This window comes from Bacillus sp. FSL M8-0071 (assembly GCF_037975455.1).
Taxonomy (GTDB): domain Bacteria; phylum Bacillota; class Bacilli; order Bacillales; family Bacillaceae; genus Bacillus; species Bacillus subtilis.
Window position 1 is genome coordinate 1331945 of sequence record NZ_CP150256.1, and the last position, 16882, is coordinate 1348826.

Below are 16882 nucleotides of genomic sequence, written 5' to 3' on the forward strand. Positions count from 1 at the left end.
TGTATGATGATAGAACTGTTCGTCATTAAAGACACAGAGTGGCTTGAGCTGGTTGCAGAAAGCGTATCGCTTGAAGGCCATCGTTATCAGGCGCCGCGTTCCATTGAAGCGACCATCGTCACCAAGCAGGGCGACCAGACGTATTACAGTGTCTCAGAAGGAGATACGGTCTTGTTTAAATGGAAGGGAAAAGAGCTGTTTCGGGGCATTGTTTTTGCAAGAACCCCGGACGAGCATACGCTTGCCTTCAGCGCTTATGACATGCTTCAGTACCTGGTGAAAAACCAGGATATGTACGTGTTTTCCAATCAGCGGGCCGACCAGATCATCAGAAGGATTGCGAGTGACTTCCAGATACCGACAACCTCGATCGCAAACACAGGCCATACGATCAAAAGTCTTGTCATTAAAAATGATACGACATTGTATGACATCATATTAAAAGCGCTGAAACAGACGAAAAGCCAGACAGGACGACATTACCAGCTGTATTCGGAAAAAGGAAAGCTCGGTCTGCGCGCTTGGCCAGATCCGTCAGAAGTATGGGTGCTTGAAACGGGCGTCAATATCACGGGCTACCAATACAGCACTTCTATAAACGACACTGCTACTCGGGTGGTGCTTCGCCGGCAGAAGGACAATAAGACATATAAAGCCTCTGCCAAGGACAGTTCAGGCTTAAATAAATACGGTGTGCTTCAATATACGGAAACGGTCACAGATGACATCAACCAGGCACAGCTTCAGCAGCGGGCAGATGTACGCCTTGCTGAAAAAAAGGGCGTGAAAAAAGAACTGAAAAATATTCAGGCAGTGGGCATCCCGGAAGTGCAGAGCGGCTTGCCCGTCTATATTTCGATTCCGGAGGCCGGCATCAAGAAAACCTATTGGGTAGATACGGACCGGCATGAATTTAAAGGAACGAAACATACGATGACGATCGATGTTGTCGAAAAGAATACGATGCCGGAAGGAGTATCCTGATGAGATTAAGTGAGGCTATAAAACATTTGGCAGTCGGCGCAATTGACGCTGAGTCTCCGGTAGAACTGCTCCCGGCTGAAGTTGTTTCGGTTTCTCCTGTGGAAATCAAATTAAAAGAAAACAGCAAACTGATCATACCGGAAGACGCCATCATTATCCCAAAACGAATGCAGTCCGGAGGAGACGATGCACTCGAGCCGGGGGATCGCCTCATGACCGCGGCTCTGACTGGCGGGCAATCGTTTTTTATTTTAGATAAGGTATAGACAAACCGCTTCAGTACGAAGGGGTTTTTATTTAGCATGTAAAAGGAGTGGGCATCATGGCCCTGACACCAGAAGTGGAGTTTGAAGATATTGAAGATGTGAGTGAAATCATTGAAACCTCGCAAACGTACAAAATAGATTTTGAAAACGGAAGAATTACGAATGAGCTGATTACCGGACTTGAAGCGATCAGGCAGTTCGTGTATATCGCCTTACAGACAGAACGCTATGCGTATTCCATATACAGCCATAATGTCGGAAACGAGCTTCAGGACGTGCTGACCGATCATGAGACAACTGATGCCTATAAAAAGATGGAGATCCCGAGGCTGATAGAAGAGGCGCTGGTTTATGATGACCGGATATCGGCTGTAACAGATTTTGAGATTGAAAAACAAGGCGCCGCGTTTCATGTGTCCTTCGTGGTGGAGACGGATGAAGGAACGCTTGAGATTGAGGAGGTGATTGGCGAAGATGTTTGAAGATCAGACTTTTGAAGCGATTATGGAGCGTATGCTGAACAGCATTTCCGCAGATATTGATACAAGAGAAGGCAGTGTCATTTATAATGCGTTAGCCCCGGCGGCGGCCGAGCTTGCGAAGTCTTATATATGGCTGGATACTGTGCTTGAGCTAGTTTTTTCTGATACCGCACAAGGCGAATTTTTAGACAGGCGTGCAGCGGAAGCGGGAATTGAAAGAACTGCCGCGACAAAGGCTGTCAGAGCGGGAGAGTTTACATCTGGAGTTACTATTCCTGTCGGCTCCCGCTTTTACGTGGATAATCTTTATTTTCAATATACGGCAGACGGGACGCTCATCTGTGAAACACCTGGTGAAGCGGGAAACGCCAATCTGACCGGACGCAATTTACTGTCATTGGATACCATTCCCGGTTTAGAAACGGCTATAGTCAAAGAAATCCTGATTCCGGGGCGCGAGGAAGAGGGAGATGACAGCTTGCGAGAACGGTATTTTACAAGGGTTCGGCGTGAGGCCGTCAGTGCCAATAAAATGCATTATAAAGAGTGGGCTGAAGAAGTGGACGGTGTGGGCAAGGCAAAGATCTTCCCGCTTTGGAACGGTGAAGGCACGGTCAAAATTGTCGTCACGAATGCGAATCTTGAGCCCGCTTCTCAAATTTTAATTCAAAAAGTGAAAGATTATATCGACCCTGAACCAGGGCAGGGAGAGGGACAGGCGCCAATCGGAGCCGTTGTCACAGTGGAGAGCGCGGTCTGGAAAGAAGTTGAGATTTCTGCCGAAGTGCTGCCTGAGATCAATCACTCAATTGATGAAGTGAAGTCAGAAATTGAGGAAGGCGTTTTAAATCTCTTTAAGAAAATGGCGTTTGAAGATAACGTCATCCGCCTTTCTCAAATTAACAATATCGTCTATAATTCACCATCAGTCAGTGACTACTCCAATATTCAAATCAACGGCACGTCTGAAAATCTGGTGCTGAGCGACGTGGAAATTCCTAAGCTTGGGCAGGTGAAGATCATTGAGCAAACAAGATGACATGACAGCGTATCTGCCGCCGTTTCTCACCAGCCTTAAAGAAATGGCTGAGCTGCTGAAAGCGGAAGCGCCTGAGTTTGATAAACAAAATGACAGCATATTTGATCTGACGGATCAGTTATTCGTGCCGACGGCGACTTGGGGGCTCAGCCGCTGGGAAAAAATTTTAAACGTCCCGCGGGAATCAGGCGACACTGATGAGATCAGACGATTGCGGCTCATTTCCAAAATGTCGAACATCCCGCCAATCACATACAGGGCCATTGAGCAGGCGGTAAACCGTTTCTTGAAAAACCCGTCTGCACAGGTCCGCCTGCTTCCCGGCGAATACCGATTTAACGTCGATATCAATGTTGATGACCTCCAGCACATGAATGAGCTGATCGAAGCGATAGAAAACATGAAACCCGCTCATTTGGCGTATACGCTCAGAGGCGGATTGAATGAGACGCTGCGAATCAAAGATACAGTCATCCTGAATCACCGCAGATACCGAACAGCCAATGAGCTCAAGGTCGGTTATTCTGTCACTCTTAACAACAATGAGGTGGTTTTAACTTGATTTCAACCATATACAGAGAACGCACAGCGGCTGATCTAAAAAGCAGAATCGATCACGTGCTGCTCAACGGCCAAAAAACAGAAATAGTAGAGCTCGCCATTGACGGTGCGACAGTCACCGTTCTGACAAAACGTGAGGAAGACATCAAGCATATTGAAACGGTACAAATTTTTGACGAGCTGGGCAATGTGATCACAGAGAGAAAGACTGACCTGGACGTCAGCGAAAACAGAACACTCGATTTCAGATTTACTTTTGAGGTGGTGTAAACATGGCATACGAAGAAAAAACAGACTGGCTTCCGGACGACCCCATCAACGAAGATGACGTCAACCGCTGGGAAAAAGGAATAAAAGACGCCCACACCGACCTGGCTGCCCACAAAAACGACATGAACAACCCCCACAACACAACAAAGGCGCAAATCGGGCTGGGGAATGTGGATAATGTGCAGCAGGCGGCTAAGAAGGATTTTGACAAGCATGAGCAAGATCAGGTGCGGCATGTTACAGAGGAAGAGCGAGAGAAATGGAACAAAGGTCAATTATCTAAGATTACAAAAGATGATGGACAGCCTATGTTCAATATAACGAGTGATTTCCATACGGAACTGTTGAACTATCCTACATTGACTTATTTTTCTTATACTGGCACGCCTCTAAATTCACCAGGCGGCTCAGGAAGAGGATTTTGGACTTGCAGCGACAGCAAATTAAATGGTCATGTAATTGTGGTGACAAATGATAATAAAACTTTTCGTAAAACTCTCTTAAACGGTATCTGGTCAAATTGGGTTGAATTGGAGACGACAGAGGGCGCTCAAACAAAAGTGAACGCTCATGCAGACATTTCAGACATACATGTCACACAAGCAGAAAAAGACAAGTGGAATAACAGCCAGCTTTTTAAAATTACTGCAGACAACGGTCAAGGAAAACTATACTTAAGCGAAACAGATGATTTTCATAAAATTGTTCCACAGAACACTGGATTGGTTCATTTTGCTTCTGCACCAAATACACTAAACGGCCCTGGTACTTCAGTCAGGGGCTTATGGACTATTAATGCGACTGGAAATTACGGGCAAATTATCGCTTTTGACAATACAAATAAAACGTATCGAAAGACGATCTCAGGAGGAATCTGGTCAGATTGGATTGAATTAGAGACAACAGCTGGAGCAGAGGAAAAGGTATCTAATCATGCTAAGGACTCAGCAATACACATTACATCTGTTGAGAGAAGTAAATGGAATGGAGCTCAGCTTACTAAAATAACAAGTGATATAGGAGGGGTGTCCATTGCAGCAAACGAAGGAGAGGACATTCTTCAAAAAATAATTGATCAAGGTAGAGGTATGGGCACATTTTATGCACATGGAAAAGCTGTAAACGCTCCATCACCATTTTCAATAAGAGGAGTATTTCATTTGACTAGCCAATCAACTGAGGGGAAAGGTATGTTTGGTTGGGTCTTAGCTACCGATTACAGAAACAACGTTTTTACGAATTATTATGATGGAAGTACTGTTGCATGGCAAGGATGGAACAAGGTTGAAACTGAAACCAGCGCTCAGGCTAAAGCAGATAAAGCCTTAGCTGATGCTAAAAACTATGTTGACTCTAATTATACGAATAATAAATTAACAGTTCTTACAGGATCCAATGCAATTCAAGACGCTAGAACAAGCGGCAATGAGTATCCAGCTGGGCTGACTTTTATGGATATAGGAGCAAATAATACAACAGGATACCCTCTTACCTATGGTATTGTAAAAAATGAAAAACACAGTAATTATAGATTTACTCAGTATTTTTATGGAACTGGAAATGAATCTAGCTCCTACTTTGCCAACACAGGTTCTTGGATTCGCCATTGGTGGGCAGATTCAGGCTGGACAGCCTGGCATAAAATTTCTGGATTTGCACATGCCAATATTCGGGCCAACAGCATACAATATTTAAATAAAGCTAACCATACAAAAATTCAGTTTAAACGCAAAATAAAAGATAGTCATAATGCTTTTGACACAAATAATAGTAGATTCGTTGCTCCTAATGATGGAATGTTTTTAGTGGGAGTTGGGCTGTATATGATAAATACACCGGCTTACATCAATTTTCATCTGAAACTCTATCTCAATGGATCATTGTATAAACCAATTGACCATAAGAGAGGGGACTTTGTTGATAAGCAAAATGAAATGTACCTTGGATTAAATGGTAATGTAACCGTTCCTATGAACAAAGGTGACTATATAGAGATCTATTGTTATTGCAATTATAGCGGTGATGATAGAAGAGGTGTATCCGATTTTAACGAGCTATACAACTATATAGACATCCAAGAACTTGGAGGACTTAACTATCCTACAGTATAAGATAGGAGGCAAAATGATGATCGCAGAAGCAATCATGTTTAAATACCCCAGTGCAGACCCAACAAGAGATTTTATCGTTCAAAATGACGGGGAAGGGTCTTATATAGCCGAGTGGAACCTGCGCGCTCCAATCCCAACACAAAAAGAACTCGAAACCTGGTGGGAAGAGCTGCAAAAAAATCCGCCGTACGAGCCGCCTGATCAGGTGGAGCTTCTCGCTCAAGAATTGTCACAGGAAAAGCTGGCACGCAAGCAGCTTGAAGAGCTGAACAAAACATTAGGGAACGAGTTGTCAGATATAAAGCTATCATTACTTTCCTTGAAAGGAGATTATGCTGAATGAATTATTGGGTGCTTGCCCTCTATTATGAGTGGGCGACAACGGATATGGTGAAACAGGCTTTAGAATATGAAGACTGTTCAATTGAGGATCTGGCAGAGGGTGTGAACAAAAAGCTGATCACAGCTGACCAGTATAAAGAAATTACCGGTAAAGCCATGTAAGGCTTTTTTATTTTGCCTGTTTTTAGATCAAAGGAGGATGAAGATGGTGAAGTATCAATATGAATTTCCTCTCGATAAGGCTGGAAAAGCCGGCGCTGTAAAGCCCTATCGAGGAGGAAAAAATGATTTTGTGACACCTGTTTCGAATTTGTCAGGCGTAGCGGAGATTTTAACAAATGCTGCTTTAAAGGCGACTGAGGCATACAGTCAGCTCGGGCAGGACAGGCTTGGCGCAGTTCTGATTTCGAAAGTGAAGGGCTGGGCGTATGCAGATCGTGAAGGTACGCTCTTTATAGAAGAAAGCGACAACAACAATGTTTGGACAACGACAGCAGCAGTTAATGTCGCAGCAGGCGTCCTGACAGCGACGGACTGGGTATATCTTTCTAAACGCTATTACCGTTTCCGCTATGTGAACGGGAATCTTCAGCAATCTGAGTTTGTATTATACCAATCAGTCGGTGCGGGTGAGATGGATGTGCGTGTCAATGAAAAAACGCCTTTACAGATTGACTTTGCGGAGAATCAAACACACGATGGACGGCTGAAAGTCGAGGCTCGCAAAACATTTGACTTTGTCTTTCATGAAAATGCAGAGTCCGCCAGCGAGGGGGCTGCTTTACCTGTTGACGGTGCCGCGCATTTACTCGTTGAAGTCTACGGCACAGCAGAAATGAGCGAAGTCAAATTTTGGGGCAAATCGGTGTCAGGACAGAAACTGCCGATCAGAGGCGTGAAAACTGATGATGCCATCTCTGCTTTGAGTACATTAGGAAAAGCTGAGGCATGGGCCTTCGATATTAAAGGGTTTAAGGAGATCATCATGGAGATCGTCAGTATCACCGGCGGTACTCTCTCGGTAAAAGGGACCGCTGTTTCATAACAGTTTTGGCTCTCGGAAGGGAGGTGATCTGCATGTGAAGGAGGAGTGAATAATGCAGCAAGAGGCAGATGTGAATGTGTTTCAGCAGGACTTAGCAGACATAAAAGGCGAGCACAAAGCACTTGAGCAGAGGGTTTCCGCATTAGAACGCGTGTCTGACCGTCAAGACCAGCAAATCATGACGCTGAACGAAAAATTAAACAAAATTGAAGAAAACACCACGTGGATTAAACGCACCATCACAGGTGCCATCATTACAGCAGTGTCTACAGGCATCATTGGCGGAGCCATCGCCATTATGTACAGCCTGCTGCAGCATTAAAGGGGGATTTTCATGAACACGTTTGACAAGGGCACGGTCATCAGGACGGTGCTTCTTTTAATTGCTTTAATCAACCAGACCATGCTGATGCTCGGCAAATCACCATTGGACATTCAGGAGGAGCAGGTCAATCAGCTCGCTGACGCTCTTTATTCAGCCGGTTCCATCGCATTTACAATTGGAACGACACTTGCCGCTTGGTTTAAAAACAACTATGTAACAGAAAAAGGAAAAAAACAGCGCGACTTGTTAAGGGACAATAATCTGACGAAATAAGGAGAGATGAAAATGGTTAACATTATTCAAGACTTTATTCCGGTTGGCGCAAATAACCGTCCAGGCTACGCAATGACGCCGCTTTACATTACGGTGCACAACACAGCGAATACCGCAGTAGGAGCAGATGCTGCAGCGCATGCCCGCTATTTGAAAAATCCTGATACGACGACAAGCTGGCATTTTACAGTTGATGATACAGAAATTTATCAGCATCTGCCTTTAAATGAAAACGGCTGGCATGCGGGAGACGGAAATGGCAGCGGCAACCGGGCTTCTATTGGAATTGAAATTTGCGAAAATGCCGATGGCGATTTTGCAAAAGCAACAGCAAATGCCCAGTGGCTCATCAAAACATTAATGGCTGAACATAATATCAGTCTCGCCAATGTCGTCCCTCATAAGTATTGGTCAGGGAAGGAATGTCCGCGAAAATTGTTAGATACGTGGGATTCGTTCAAAGCAGGAATTGGGGGAGGCGGCAGCCAAACTTACGTCGTGAAACAGGGCGACACACTTACATCTATAGCGAGAGCATTTGGTGTTACGGTTGCTCAGCTGCAAGAGTGGAACAATATCGAAGACCCGAATCTTATTCGCGTTGGTCAAGTATTAATTGTAAGTGCTCCATCGTCCGCTGAAGAACCCGAGCTCTATCCGCTCCCTGATGGTATCATTCAATTGACAACACCATATACCTCAGGAGAACACGTCTTTCAGGTGCAACGAGCACTTGCGGCTCTGTATTTTTACCCTGATAAAGGCGCTGTTAACAACGGAATTGACGGCGTTTACGGACCGAAAACAGCTGACGCAGTTGCCCGTTTTCAGTCTGTTAACGGTCTAACTGCTGACGGTATCTACGGGCCTGCGACGAAAGCGAAGATCGCAGCGCAATTAAGCTGATCAAAGACCATAAAAATCCCGGAGCTGCTCCGGGATTTATTTTTTCTTCTTCAACTTTTTAATAATTCCAGCACTGCGCTCCCTCACCCGAAGCGAGTACCCGGAAAGCCCAAACCTTCCGTAATCAACAAACTTCACACGCCTCACCAATTTTTTCACTGTATCACCTGACATTATCCTCTGTTTGTATTTATTATATGTCACCCTTTAAGAAAAGGAATAAGGACAAGAGCTGTTTTCCCTTGTCCTTTTAGTGTGATCATGCTTTTTTTCGTTTATACTCGTCAATCAGCCGTTCGTTTTCTTTGAAGATTCTTGCTGTATGCGGACTGACTTGATAGCTTGCGACACTGGTGGTTGAACGTTTTTTCAGGATTTTAAACGGCTTCGCCGCTCTGGGCTCGCATCTGTTTTGAAACGCACGTTCCATTATCCTTCACCTTCCTCCTCAATTGGCAGCACCAAATCATATATGCTCGTTAATGACGTAAATAGCAAATAATCAAATTCCGTGACAATGCTGTCAGACGTCAGCTTGATGACATAGTTCTGTGTCTCGATGGTAAAAGGGATGAGAACCACTTTTCCGTATTGGTCGTAATAAACATCCTTTCGATCGAGCCGTGTTTGTACATCTGCCGGATCATCCATATGCTCGGTTAACCGGTCTTTATCAGCCTGTGTCGAATAGTGGCAAAGAGAAGCCGTTAAGTTCATTTTATCAGCATAGGTTTTCAGCAGCTTATCAATACCTTCAGCATAAGCATCTATACTTCCATAATAAACATGGATCGGTTCGTTTTTCAATAGGTATTGGTATGTTTTCAGCCGATTGAGGTACATGTGGAGCATTTCGTTGTTTTCTTCAAGAATTTCTCTTGTGTCTGTCTCAAGCTCGCTGCCGGCCAGTTTTTTGACGTATGCACTTAAGAAGATAAAAGCATCAATCAAAGCAAAACTGACTGCGACAATGAGATACCGTTCCCAGTGGGTAAATAGGGAAGTGGGCTCATATGTCCAGTATACCATAGCGCCCAGAACAAACAGCAAATACCAAGTTTTCCGGATGGCGGACATTTTTTCTTTGACCTTCGCTTCGAAACGCCACGTGGCATACACGTATAACCCCAGTCCGGCCACGATGCACCAGACCATGATCTGAAAGAATAAAACCATATTCGAATCCCTCACATCTGAAATAGGTTCTGCTTATTGTATTCGAGAGATCCGGATGGTTTTCCTGTTCCATCAAAAAAACCGCTCCTTTGACAGAAGCGGTGTGACATTAAAATATCATATTTAAAATAAAGTAGGCGATGGCACCAAGTGTCGCTGAAATAGGAAGCGTGATGACCCATGTAATGAGCATTCGCTTGGCCGTACCCCAGTTTACGCCTTTTACGCGGTGGGACGCACCGACGCCAAGAATTGATGAAGAAATGACGTGGGTTGTACTGACCGGCAAATGAATAAACGTGGCGCCGAAAATAATGGCTGCTCCGGTTAAGTCAGCGGAAACACCGTTTACCGGACGGATTTTCATGATCTTTCCGCCAACGGTTTTGATGATTTTCCAGCCGCCGATTGATGTTCCGAGACCCATGGCTGTCGCGCAGGCGAATTGCACCCAGGTAGGAATGTCATTAGCAGAAGTATGTAAATTCGCTGTGATGAGAGCCATTGTGATAATTCCCATTGCTTTTTGCGCATCGTTTGTTCCGTGTGTATACGATTGCAGGGCAGCTGTTACAATCTGCACTCTGCGGAATTGCTTATTCGTTTTCGCCAAGTTGCTGTCTTTGAAAATCAGCTTAACGATGCTATAAAGAATAAAACCAAGGACAAAGGCAATAATTGGTGATAGGATCAGTGCTTCAATGATTTTAATGAAGCCCTTATAGTTTAACGCTGCAAATCCGGCTGCCGCAATGGCTGCACCGGCAATAGCGCCGATGATGGCATGGGATGAGCTGCTTGGGATACCGTAGTACCATGTGATAAGGTTCCAGGCAATTGCAGCGAGTAGCGCAGCCAAAATGACAACAGAGCCATTTTCCAGCGTATAAGGATCTACGATGTCTTTCGTAATGGTTTTGGCAACACCTGTAAACGTCATTGCTCCGACAAAGTTCATCACAGCCGCCAATATAATGGCATGGCGCGGTTTCAACGCTTTTGTTGATACTGAAGTCGCAATTGCGTTTGCCGTATCATGAAACCCGTTGATGAAATCAAACGCCAGAGCACAAATGACTATTAGTATCGTTAATATTAATAGAATATCCATTTTTACCCCTCGTTACGCGTTTTTCATAATGATGGTTTCAAGATTATTGGCAACACTTTGACAAGAGTCGGCGATTTCTTCAAGCGTTTCGTATATTTCACGATATTGAATGACTTTGATTGGATCTGTTTCATTTCCGAAAAGATTCTTTAATGATTTTCTGTGCAAGTTGTCACAACTGTGCTCATACTCTTTAATTTTGATTGCGTGAGGCTGAATATCCTTTAAGCGATTTTCTGCCAGCAGCTCGATCGTAATCAAAATCTCTTTCGCACATTCTCTGATATATCCGCTGAATTTATCAATATGCTCGTCTGATGAAGTAATTGAGAAAATCTCCATCATGGCAGAGAAATGTTCGATTCCGTCAAGCACATCATCCAAGCTGTTTGTCAGCTGAAGGATATCTTCGCGCTCAATAGGAGTGATGAACGCTTTGTTAAGCTCTTTAATCATGACATGAACATGATTGTCACCTTTTGTTTCATATTCCTTTAACGTATCTGCAAATTCTTTAAGAGTCGTTTGGTTAGTGACCTTAAAATTCACAAAATATTCTGCAGTTTCGTCTATGTTCTTTGCAATTTCTGTTAAAAGGAGTGAGAACTTATCTTTTTTTCTTCTTATCATTAAAAACCCTCCATAGTTTGAATGAACAATGCACACATCAAATTATTATATAGCCTTTTGTCGAAAAAAAACAGGTAAAGTCGAAAAAAACGTATCTTGACTTTTTTGATAAATCGTGTCTCCTTATTTTGACCTACTTCGCTTTAAAAAAACGACCCAAGTTTGCAAAAACTTTCTGCTTAACGTAAAAAGTATATCAAAAGTTGTGTTTTTCCTGTCAACTTTTATCTTCTGTTTCACCAAAAAACGGTTCCCTAAACAAGGGAACCGTTTTATCAGCTTGCTTTTCGTTTTTTCATCCCGTAATAGACAGGCAGTCCGGCAAGGCCGATGAGGATGGATAATCCGCAGCTCATTGTATCTGTAATGAGTGTGCTGCCTAACACAAAGAATGAGCCCGCGATTGCCAGAATTGGCATAAATGGATAAAGCGGAACACTGTAGGCGCGCTTTTCTCCCTTTGCTCGCTTGCGGAGAATAAACACTGCAAAAAAGGCCATCACATAAAAAATGTAGATCATGAAAATGGAGATTTCTGAGAGCTTATCAGGGTTGCTGATCAGCATCATAATCAAAGCCAAAGCAATTTGAAAAGAAATCGCAATCCATGGTGTGCGGAACGACGGGTGTACATGTGACAGTTTTTCAGCAAATGGAAGCTGTTTGCGTTCCGCCATTGCAAATGAAACACGCGGGAAAGAAAGCACCTTTCCATTTAAGCACCCAAAGATGCTGACGATAATCCCTACACTGATCAGCTTTCCGCCAATTGAACCGAACAGCATGGTTGCAGCGGTGCTTGTCGCATTTTCACCAAGCGTGACAATTTCGTTCGCTGACAGGATGTGAAGCAATGCAAAATTAATGAAAATATAGATCGCCGTTACAATTAATAATCCGCCCGTCATAGCGCGTGGCAGCAGCTTTTCGGGATTTTTCATTTCTCCGCCGAGAGCGGCAAGGAGAATCCATCCGTCATAAGCAAACAACGTAGCTAAAATAGCCGCCCCGAAGTTCATATCAGAAATGCTTTCGTTTACTGCTGTGAAGATGTGCTGATCGCCTTTCCAAAGGCCAAAGACGATGATGCAGGCAATCGGAATCAGTTTTCCGATCGTTGTCAGCGTTTGGACAAAACCGCCGTATTTTGTACCGATAATATTAATGACGCATAAAAAGAGAACTGCTATAATTCCAATGACTTTTGATAGTCCAGATCCCCAGCCGAAAAGATTCGCCATTAAAGATCCAAAATATAAACCCAGCGCGCCAATAATCGCCGGGCCGTAAATGATAATCTGCACCCAGCCGCACAAAAATCCCCAAAACTCGCCGTACACTTCTTCAAGGTACGTATAAAGCCCGCCGGTTTTTGGAATCTGCGTTCCGATTTCCGCGATTGTCAAACCGCCCGCCAGTGTTAAAATACCGCCTAACAGCCAGGCGAAAAGCGCCATTTTTGAATCACCTGAATAAGCAAGCACAGCGCCGGGCTTCATAAAAACACCAGAACCGATAATGGTTCCGATGACAAGAGTAAGGGCAAACAAGAGGCCTATCTCTTTTTTCAAACCGTTGTCTTCAGTATGCATGTCCTTAACCTCCTATGATGTTGAAGCTTCATGTTGAAGAATCTATTTTTTCATATTGTAAACCCTATTTTAGAAAAGTGAAATAAAATAAATTTTCTGATTTTCGAAATTTGCTTTGTGTACAGCAGATAAAACTGTAGAAATACCTGTTTTAATGGTATATAAACGAATAAAATTCATAATTTTTATTTACAAAGTTCGTGTTTTATGTATTAGGATTTTAGCCGGTACAGAGGGGAGATGAGAATTCAGAAAATGAACGAACCTTCGGTGAAGCTGATATGTTGACTTTCTCATGCGAATAAAATACTTTGTTATTAGAACAATAAATATACAATTATGATATGATATCTCGAAATCGAGATAAAATAACCTGGAGGGACAGCATATGAAAGTTAACGGCATTCACCACGTATCGGCATTAACGGCCGACGCACAAAAAAACTTGGATTTCTATAAGAAAGTATTAGGATTAAAGCTCGTGAAAAAATCCGTCAATCAGGATGAACCGACAATGTACCATCTGTTCTACGGAGATGAAGTGGCAAACCCGGGAACTGAGCTGACGTTTTTCGAGATTCCCCGCATTGCACCGTTTCATGCGGGAACAAACAGTATTTCTTCTATTGGATTGCGCGTTCCAAGCACAGAAGCCCTGCATTACTGGAAAGAACGTTTTGAAGCGCAGCAAGTAACGCACAGCGGTATCTCCAAAAGAGCTGGACGTGACATATTGGCATTTCAAGATCATGAAGGGCAGCGACTTGTGCTGACTGCTGATGAGGAAGGAAAAGGATATGGCCTGCCTGTTAAACAGAGCGGCATCCCGGAAGAATTTTCGTTTCGCGGGTTAGGGCCGATTGAACTGACTGTGCCATATGCTGAACCAACCTTACACGTATTGACGAATATTCTTGGATTTACAGAAATCAGCCGTGAACCAGTCGAAGGGCAAGGAACCGCCGTTATTCTGGAATCAGGAGAAGGCGGTGCTGCAACGGAAATCCATTTAATAGAAAGAAATGATCTTCCGCGCGAGCGTCAAGGCAAAGGGAGTGTTCACCACGTCGCATTTCGGGTAAGAGATGAAGAAGAACTTGCCGGGTGGCACCGGATCATTAGCCGGGAAGGCTTTAGCAATTCCGGCATTGTGGAGCGCTACTATTTCAAGGCGCTGTATTTCAGAGAACCGAACGGCATTTTGTTCGAGTTATCAACAGACGGACCGGGCTTTATGGTAGATGAGAATCTTGATGAGCTTGGCCAAACGATCGCTCTTCCGCCGTATCTTGAGCATCGAAGAGCTGAAATTGAAGCGAAATTGAAACCGATCCAATAAATTGTGATTCATTTGCCTTCCGGCGCCGCCGGAGGGCTTTTTTTATTACCATAATTAATTTTGACCTAAACAGCATGCCTTATTAGGGAGGAAATATCAGGTGCTGATTGGGAGAAATGGCTTAAAACCCTTTGCAAATATGGGTGATTGGTATGGAATGGCCTCGGCAAAAATATTGTCTTTGTTTATTAATAGTTTATTCATATTTGCTTGTTACACTATTCCCAAGTTAGACAAAAAGGAGTGAAAAATAAGTGGAAAAGAAAAAACGCGAGCTGGATATTTTCCTCATCCTCATTTTGCTCGCATCTGCATTCTTAAATATCTATAACATCTGGAATGATGATACGGTGAATCCTTATTACACCGCTGCAGTCACAAGTATGATGCAAAGCTTTCATAATTTTTTCTATGCCTCATTCGACGCGGCGGGGTTTATAACGGTTGATAAACCGCCTATTACGTTCCAGATACAAACCATCAGCGCACTTATATTCGGTATGCACGGCTGGAGCGTCATCCTACCTCAGGCACTTGCTGGTGTAGGTTCTGTCCTTTTAATGTATCTGTTAATAAAACCGACATTCGGTAAGACAGCAGCAAGAATTGCCTCTTTCATCATGGCATGTACACCGATTGCTGTAGCTGTAGCACGTACAAACAATGTTGATGCATTACTGGTATTTTTCTTATTGCTTGCTACATGGCTTCTCTTTAAAGCGATCAGAAAAGGAAAGCTGATCTGGCTGTTAGCAGCATTTTTCGTTGTTGGAGTAGGTTTCAATACAAAAATGCTGCAGGCTTACATGATTTTACCGGCTTTCTTATTGTTCTATCTGATTGCGGCAAACGCCACAATCAAGAAAAAAATCGTTTCATTGGTAAGTGCGTTAGCCGTATTAGCAGCCGTTTCGTTATCGTGGCCGCTCATTGTTGACAATATCCCTGCAAGCAAGCGGCCTTATATCGGAAGCAGCCAGACCAACTCTGTTTTGGAATTGGCTTTCGGATATAACGGGATTCAGCGGCTGACAGGCCAAAATTCCGGCGGCGGACAGGGTGCGCCAAACAAAGACGCTTCAAAAGAAATGTCTTCTTCTGATAACACTCAAGCACCGCCTAATCAGTCATCAGGCAGCAGCTTATCAAGCGATGGTAAATCCTCAAATGGCAATATGACGGTACCTCCATCCAATGGCCAAATGCCAAGCGGAGGAGAAATGCCAAGCGGCGGTCAAGGAGGCCCTCCAAGCGGCGGAGATGGCGGCCAAGGCGGACCTGGCGGAGACGGAGGGAAAGGCGGTACAGGAACCGGTTCGAAAATGCAATCAGGTTCAGGGATGTTTGGAACGGGAACACCTGGTCCACTGCGGCTTTTCCAAACAGAGTTATCTGATCAAATCAGCTGGCTTCTGCCATTTGCGATTTTTGGAATCGCAGGCTTACTGATCGCAGGCGCGAGAGAAAGAAGAAGATTATCTGTAGAGCAGAAGGAAACGGTGTTCTGGGTTGCGTGGCTTGTACCGATTGCCGGATTCTTCAGTGTCGCAGAATTTTTCCATCATTATTATCTCATCATGCTGGCACCGCCGATTGCGGCTCTTGTCGGTGCGGGATGGGTTGCCCTTGTTCATCTGTATCGCAATCAGACAGGCTGGAAAGCATGGCTTTTGCCGGGAGCAATTATTGCGACAACTGGATTTGAATTGTTTATTCTCAGAAACTACAACGATCAAATCGGTGTTGGATGGAGTATCGGGGTAGGTGTTATCGGCGTGTTGTCAGCGATTGCTTTGCTGCTGTTTAAACAGCGCCAAAAACCGTTCAGTTATTATGTTTCACTTGCAGCTCTCCTCGCATTGCTGGTGATGCCGATTTATTGGGCAAGTACGCCACTTCTGTACGGAGGCAACAGCTCACTGCCTGAAACAGGCCCTCAGCTCGCATCAATGGGCGGAAAAGGCATGGGAATGTCTGATGCGACTGTAAATGAAAAACTGATCAAATATCTAGAGGAGAATAACTCCGGAGCTGAATACCTATTCGCCACAACCGATTCGAACACAGCGGCACCATATATCATTAAAACGAAAAAAGCTGTCATGGCTATTGGCGGATACAGCGGTTCTGACCCGGCGATCACACTGACTCAATTCAAAAAACTTGTAAAAGAAGGAAAAGTGAAATACTTCTTGGCTTCTGGAATGGGAAGAGGCGGAAACAATGACATTGTTGAATGGGTTGAGAAAAATGGAAAAGAAGTAGCATCAGAAAAATGGCAATCAAGTTCTGATCAAAAAACAGAAAATACTGATTCGGCTGATACATCAAGCAGCAAGGCTTCAGGTGAAAACGGCAAAATGGGCGGACCTGGCGGAATGAATCAGTCAGCAACATTATACGAACTACATGCTGATGAATAGGAGGCAA

At 44.1% G+C, this 16882-nt stretch carries 21 protein-coding genes and 1 pseudogene; 16 read left to right on the forward strand and 6 right to left on the reverse strand.

The features are described 5' to 3' along the window. The first annotated feature begins 6 nt into the window (after window positions 1-6). The 13 genes and pseudogenes from MKX71_RS06900 to MKX71_RS06960 all read left to right on the forward strand — a co-directional run bounded on the left by MKX71_RS06900 (window position 7) and on the right by MKX71_RS06960 (window position 8604). Complete coding sequence (locus tag MKX71_RS06900; protein WP_003245730.1) at window positions 7-984, forward strand: phage-like element PBSX protein XkdQ; 978 nt, start codon at window positions 7-9, stop codon at window positions 982-984. Next, complete coding sequence (locus tag MKX71_RS06905; RefSeq protein WP_015252273.1) at window positions 984-1250, forward strand: DUF2577 family protein; 267 nt, start codon at window positions 984-986, stop codon at window positions 1248-1250. Before MKX71_RS06900 ends, MKX71_RS06905 begins: the two co-directional genes overlap by 1 nt. Window positions 1251-1306: 56 nt before the next feature. Continuing rightward, window positions 1307-1732: a DUF2634 domain-containing protein gene (locus tag MKX71_RS06910; protein ID WP_029317673.1), complete on the forward strand. Its 426-nt coding sequence runs from the start codon at window positions 1307-1309 to the stop codon at window positions 1730-1732. Beyond that, window positions 1725-2771, forward strand: coding sequence for a baseplate J/gp47 family protein (locus MKX71_RS06915; protein ID WP_015252271.1), 1047 nt, complete (start codon window positions 1725-1727; stop codon window positions 2769-2771). Before MKX71_RS06910 ends, MKX71_RS06915 begins: the two co-directional genes overlap by 8 nt. Further along, the gene (locus tag MKX71_RS06920) at window positions 2755-3333 is read left to right on the forward strand and encodes a YmfQ family protein (RefSeq protein ID WP_339231900.1); all 579 of its coding nucleotides are present in this window, start codon (window positions 2755-2757) and stop codon (window positions 3331-3333) included. Before MKX71_RS06915 ends, MKX71_RS06920 begins: the two co-directional genes overlap by 17 nt. After that, window positions 3330-3602 (forward strand): hypothetical protein, encoded by a 273-nt coding sequence (locus MKX71_RS06925; protein WP_003232665.1) that lies wholly within the window; start codon window positions 3330-3332, stop codon window positions 3600-3602. The genes MKX71_RS06920 and MKX71_RS06925 overlap by 4 nt, the downstream gene beginning before the upstream one ends. Before the next feature lie 2 nt (window positions 3603-3604). Further along, window positions 3605-3868: pseudogene (locus MKX71_RS06930) on the forward strand (terminase); the annotation flags it as partial. A 1858-nt stretch (window positions 3869-5726) separates the two neighbouring features. Beyond that, complete coding sequence (locus MKX71_RS06935; protein ID WP_339231901.1) at window positions 5727-6056, forward strand: XkdW family protein; 330 nt, start codon at window positions 5727-5729, stop codon at window positions 6054-6056. Then, a complete protein-coding gene (locus MKX71_RS06940) occupies window positions 6053-6217 on the forward strand; it encodes an XkdX family protein (RefSeq protein ID WP_128992693.1) in 165 nt (54 codons plus the stop codon). The genes MKX71_RS06935 and MKX71_RS06940 overlap by 4 nt, the downstream gene beginning before the upstream one ends. A gap of 43 nt (window positions 6218-6260) precedes the next feature. Beyond that, window positions 6261-7100, forward strand: coding sequence for a phage-like element PBSX protein XepA (xepA, locus tag MKX71_RS06945; protein WP_339231903.1), 840 nt, complete (start codon window positions 6261-6263; stop codon window positions 7098-7100). Window positions 7101-7152: 52 nt separating this feature from the next. Next, complete coding sequence (locus MKX71_RS06950; RefSeq protein ID WP_015252265.1) at window positions 7153-7422, forward strand: hemolysin XhlA family protein; 270 nt, start codon at window positions 7153-7155, stop codon at window positions 7420-7422. A gap of 12 nt (window positions 7423-7434) precedes the next feature. Then, window positions 7435-7698 carry a phage holin gene (locus MKX71_RS06955; protein ID WP_003232653.1) on the forward strand — a complete coding sequence of 88 codons (264 nt, stop codon included), beginning with the start codon at window positions 7435-7437 and terminating at the stop codon, window positions 7696-7698. A 12-nt stretch (window positions 7699-7710) separates the two neighbouring features. After that, the gene (locus tag MKX71_RS06960) at window positions 7711-8604 is read left to right on the forward strand and encodes an N-acetylmuramoyl-L-alanine amidase (RefSeq protein WP_014479567.1); all 894 of its coding nucleotides are present in this window, start codon (window positions 7711-7713) and stop codon (window positions 8602-8604) included. A gap of 36 nt (window positions 8605-8640) precedes the next feature. Here MKX71_RS06960 and spoIISC read toward each other — a convergent pair whose 3' ends face one another. The 6 genes from spoIISC to steT form a co-directional block, all read right to left on the reverse strand. Then, window positions 8641-8778, reverse strand: coding sequence for a three component toxin-antitoxin-antitoxin system antitoxin SpoIISC (gene spoIISC, locus MKX71_RS06965; protein ID WP_003232648.1), 138 nt, complete (start codon window positions 8776-8778; stop codon window positions 8641-8643). An 85-nt stretch (window positions 8779-8863) separates the two neighbouring features. Continuing rightward, window positions 8864-9034 (reverse strand): three component toxin-antitoxin-antitoxin system antitoxin SpoIISB, encoded by a 171-nt coding sequence (spoIISB, locus tag MKX71_RS06970; RefSeq protein ID WP_003232646.1) that lies wholly within the window; start codon window positions 9032-9034, stop codon window positions 8864-8866. Continuing rightward, entirely contained in the window at window positions 9034-9780 is a 747-nt protein-coding gene (gene spoIISA / locus MKX71_RS06975) for a toxin-antitoxin-antitoxin system toxin SpoIISA (RefSeq protein WP_003244695.1), read from the reverse strand. Before spoIISA ends, spoIISB begins: the two co-directional genes overlap by 1 nt. Window positions 9781-9889: 109 nt before the next feature. Then, window positions 9890-10891 carry an inorganic phosphate transporter gene (locus MKX71_RS06980; protein ID WP_003232642.1) on the reverse strand — a complete coding sequence of 334 codons (1002 nt, stop codon included), beginning with the start codon at window positions 10889-10891 and terminating at the stop codon, window positions 9890-9892. Between the two features lie 12 nt (window positions 10892-10903). Further along, window positions 10904-11521 carry a DUF47 domain-containing protein gene (locus tag MKX71_RS06985; RefSeq protein WP_003218470.1) on the reverse strand — a complete coding sequence of 206 codons (618 nt, stop codon included), beginning with the start codon at window positions 11519-11521 and terminating at the stop codon, window positions 10904-10906. Between the two features lie 275 nt (window positions 11522-11796). After that, entirely contained in the window at window positions 11797-13113 is a 1317-nt protein-coding gene (steT, locus tag MKX71_RS06990; RefSeq protein ID WP_003244819.1) for a serine/threonine exchanger, read from the reverse strand. A gap of 388 nt (window positions 13114-13501) precedes the next feature. On the opposite strand from steT, the gene MKX71_RS06995 reads away from it, so the two are divergent. The 3 genes from MKX71_RS06995 (at window position 13502) to MKX71_RS07005 (ending at window position 16875) form a co-directional block, all read left to right on the forward strand. Further along, entirely contained in the window at window positions 13502-14452 is a 951-nt protein-coding gene (locus MKX71_RS06995; RefSeq protein ID WP_124059769.1) for a ring-cleaving dioxygenase, read from the forward strand. A gap of 100 nt (window positions 14453-14552) precedes the next feature. Continuing rightward, a complete protein-coding gene (locus MKX71_RS07000; RefSeq protein WP_122894618.1) occupies window positions 14553-14699 on the forward strand; it encodes a hypothetical protein in 147 nt (48 codons plus the stop codon). A 7-nt stretch (window positions 14700-14706) separates the two neighbouring features. Then, window positions 14707-16875, forward strand: a complete 2169-nt coding sequence (locus MKX71_RS07005) for a glycosyltransferase family 39 protein (RefSeq protein ID WP_339231904.1) — start codon at window positions 14707-14709, stop codon at window positions 16873-16875. Window positions 16876-16882: the final 7 nt, after the last annotated feature.

Coding starts and splice junctions, on each gene's coding strand:
- MKX71_RS06995 (WP_124059769.1), top strand. CDS start 13,502: ATGAAAGTTAACGGCATTCACCACGTATCGGCATTAACGGCCGACGCA.
- xepA (WP_339231903.1), top strand. CDS start 6,261: ATGGTGAAGTATCAATATGAATTTCCTCTCGATAAGGCTGGAAAAGCC.
- MKX71_RS06950 (WP_015252265.1), top strand. CDS start 7,153: ATGCAGCAAGAGGCAGATGTGAATGTGTTTCAGCAGGACTTAGCAGAC.
- MKX71_RS06940 (WP_128992693.1), top strand. CDS start 6,053: ATGAATTATTGGGTGCTTGCCCTCTATTATGAGTGGGCGACAACGGAT.
- MKX71_RS06935 (WP_339231901.1), top strand. CDS start 5,727: ATGATGATCGCAGAAGCAATCATGTTTAAATACCCCAGTGCAGACCCA.
- MKX71_RS06960 (WP_014479567.1), top strand. CDS start 7,711: ATGGTTAACATTATTCAAGACTTTATTCCGGTTGGCGCAAATAACCGT.
- spoIISA (WP_003244695.1), bottom strand. CDS start 9,780: ATGGTTTTATTCTTTCAGATCATGGTCTGGTGCATCGTGGCCGGACTG.
- spoIISB (WP_003232646.1), bottom strand. CDS start 9,034: ATGGAACGTGCGTTTCAAAACAGATGCGAGCCCAGAGCGGCGAAGCCG.
- MKX71_RS06910 (WP_029317673.1), top strand. CDS start 1,307: ATGGCCCTGACACCAGAAGTGGAGTTTGAAGATATTGAAGATGTGAGT.
- MKX71_RS06985 (WP_003218470.1), bottom strand. CDS start 11,521: ATGATAAGAAGAAAAAAAGATAAGTTCTCACTCCTTTTAACAGAAATT.
- MKX71_RS06915 (WP_015252271.1), top strand. CDS start 1,725: ATGTTTGAAGATCAGACTTTTGAAGCGATTATGGAGCGTATGCTGAAC.
- MKX71_RS06900 (WP_003245730.1), top strand. CDS start 7: ATGATAGAACTGTTCGTCATTAAAGACACAGAGTGGCTTGAGCTGGTT.
- spoIISC (WP_003232648.1), bottom strand. CDS start 8,778: ATGTCAGGTGATACAGTGAAAAAATTGGTGAGGCGTGTGAAGTTTGTT.
- MKX71_RS06980 (WP_003232642.1), bottom strand. CDS start 10,891: ATGGATATTCTATTAATATTAACGATACTAATAGTCATTTGTGCTCTG.
- steT (WP_003244819.1), bottom strand. CDS start 13,113: ATGCATACTGAAGACAACGGTTTGAAAAAAGAGATAGGCCTCTTGTTT.
- MKX71_RS06905 (WP_015252273.1), top strand. CDS start 984: ATGAGATTAAGTGAGGCTATAAAACATTTGGCAGTCGGCGCAATTGAC.
- MKX71_RS06955 (WP_003232653.1), top strand. CDS start 7,435: ATGAACACGTTTGACAAGGGCACGGTCATCAGGACGGTGCTTCTTTTA.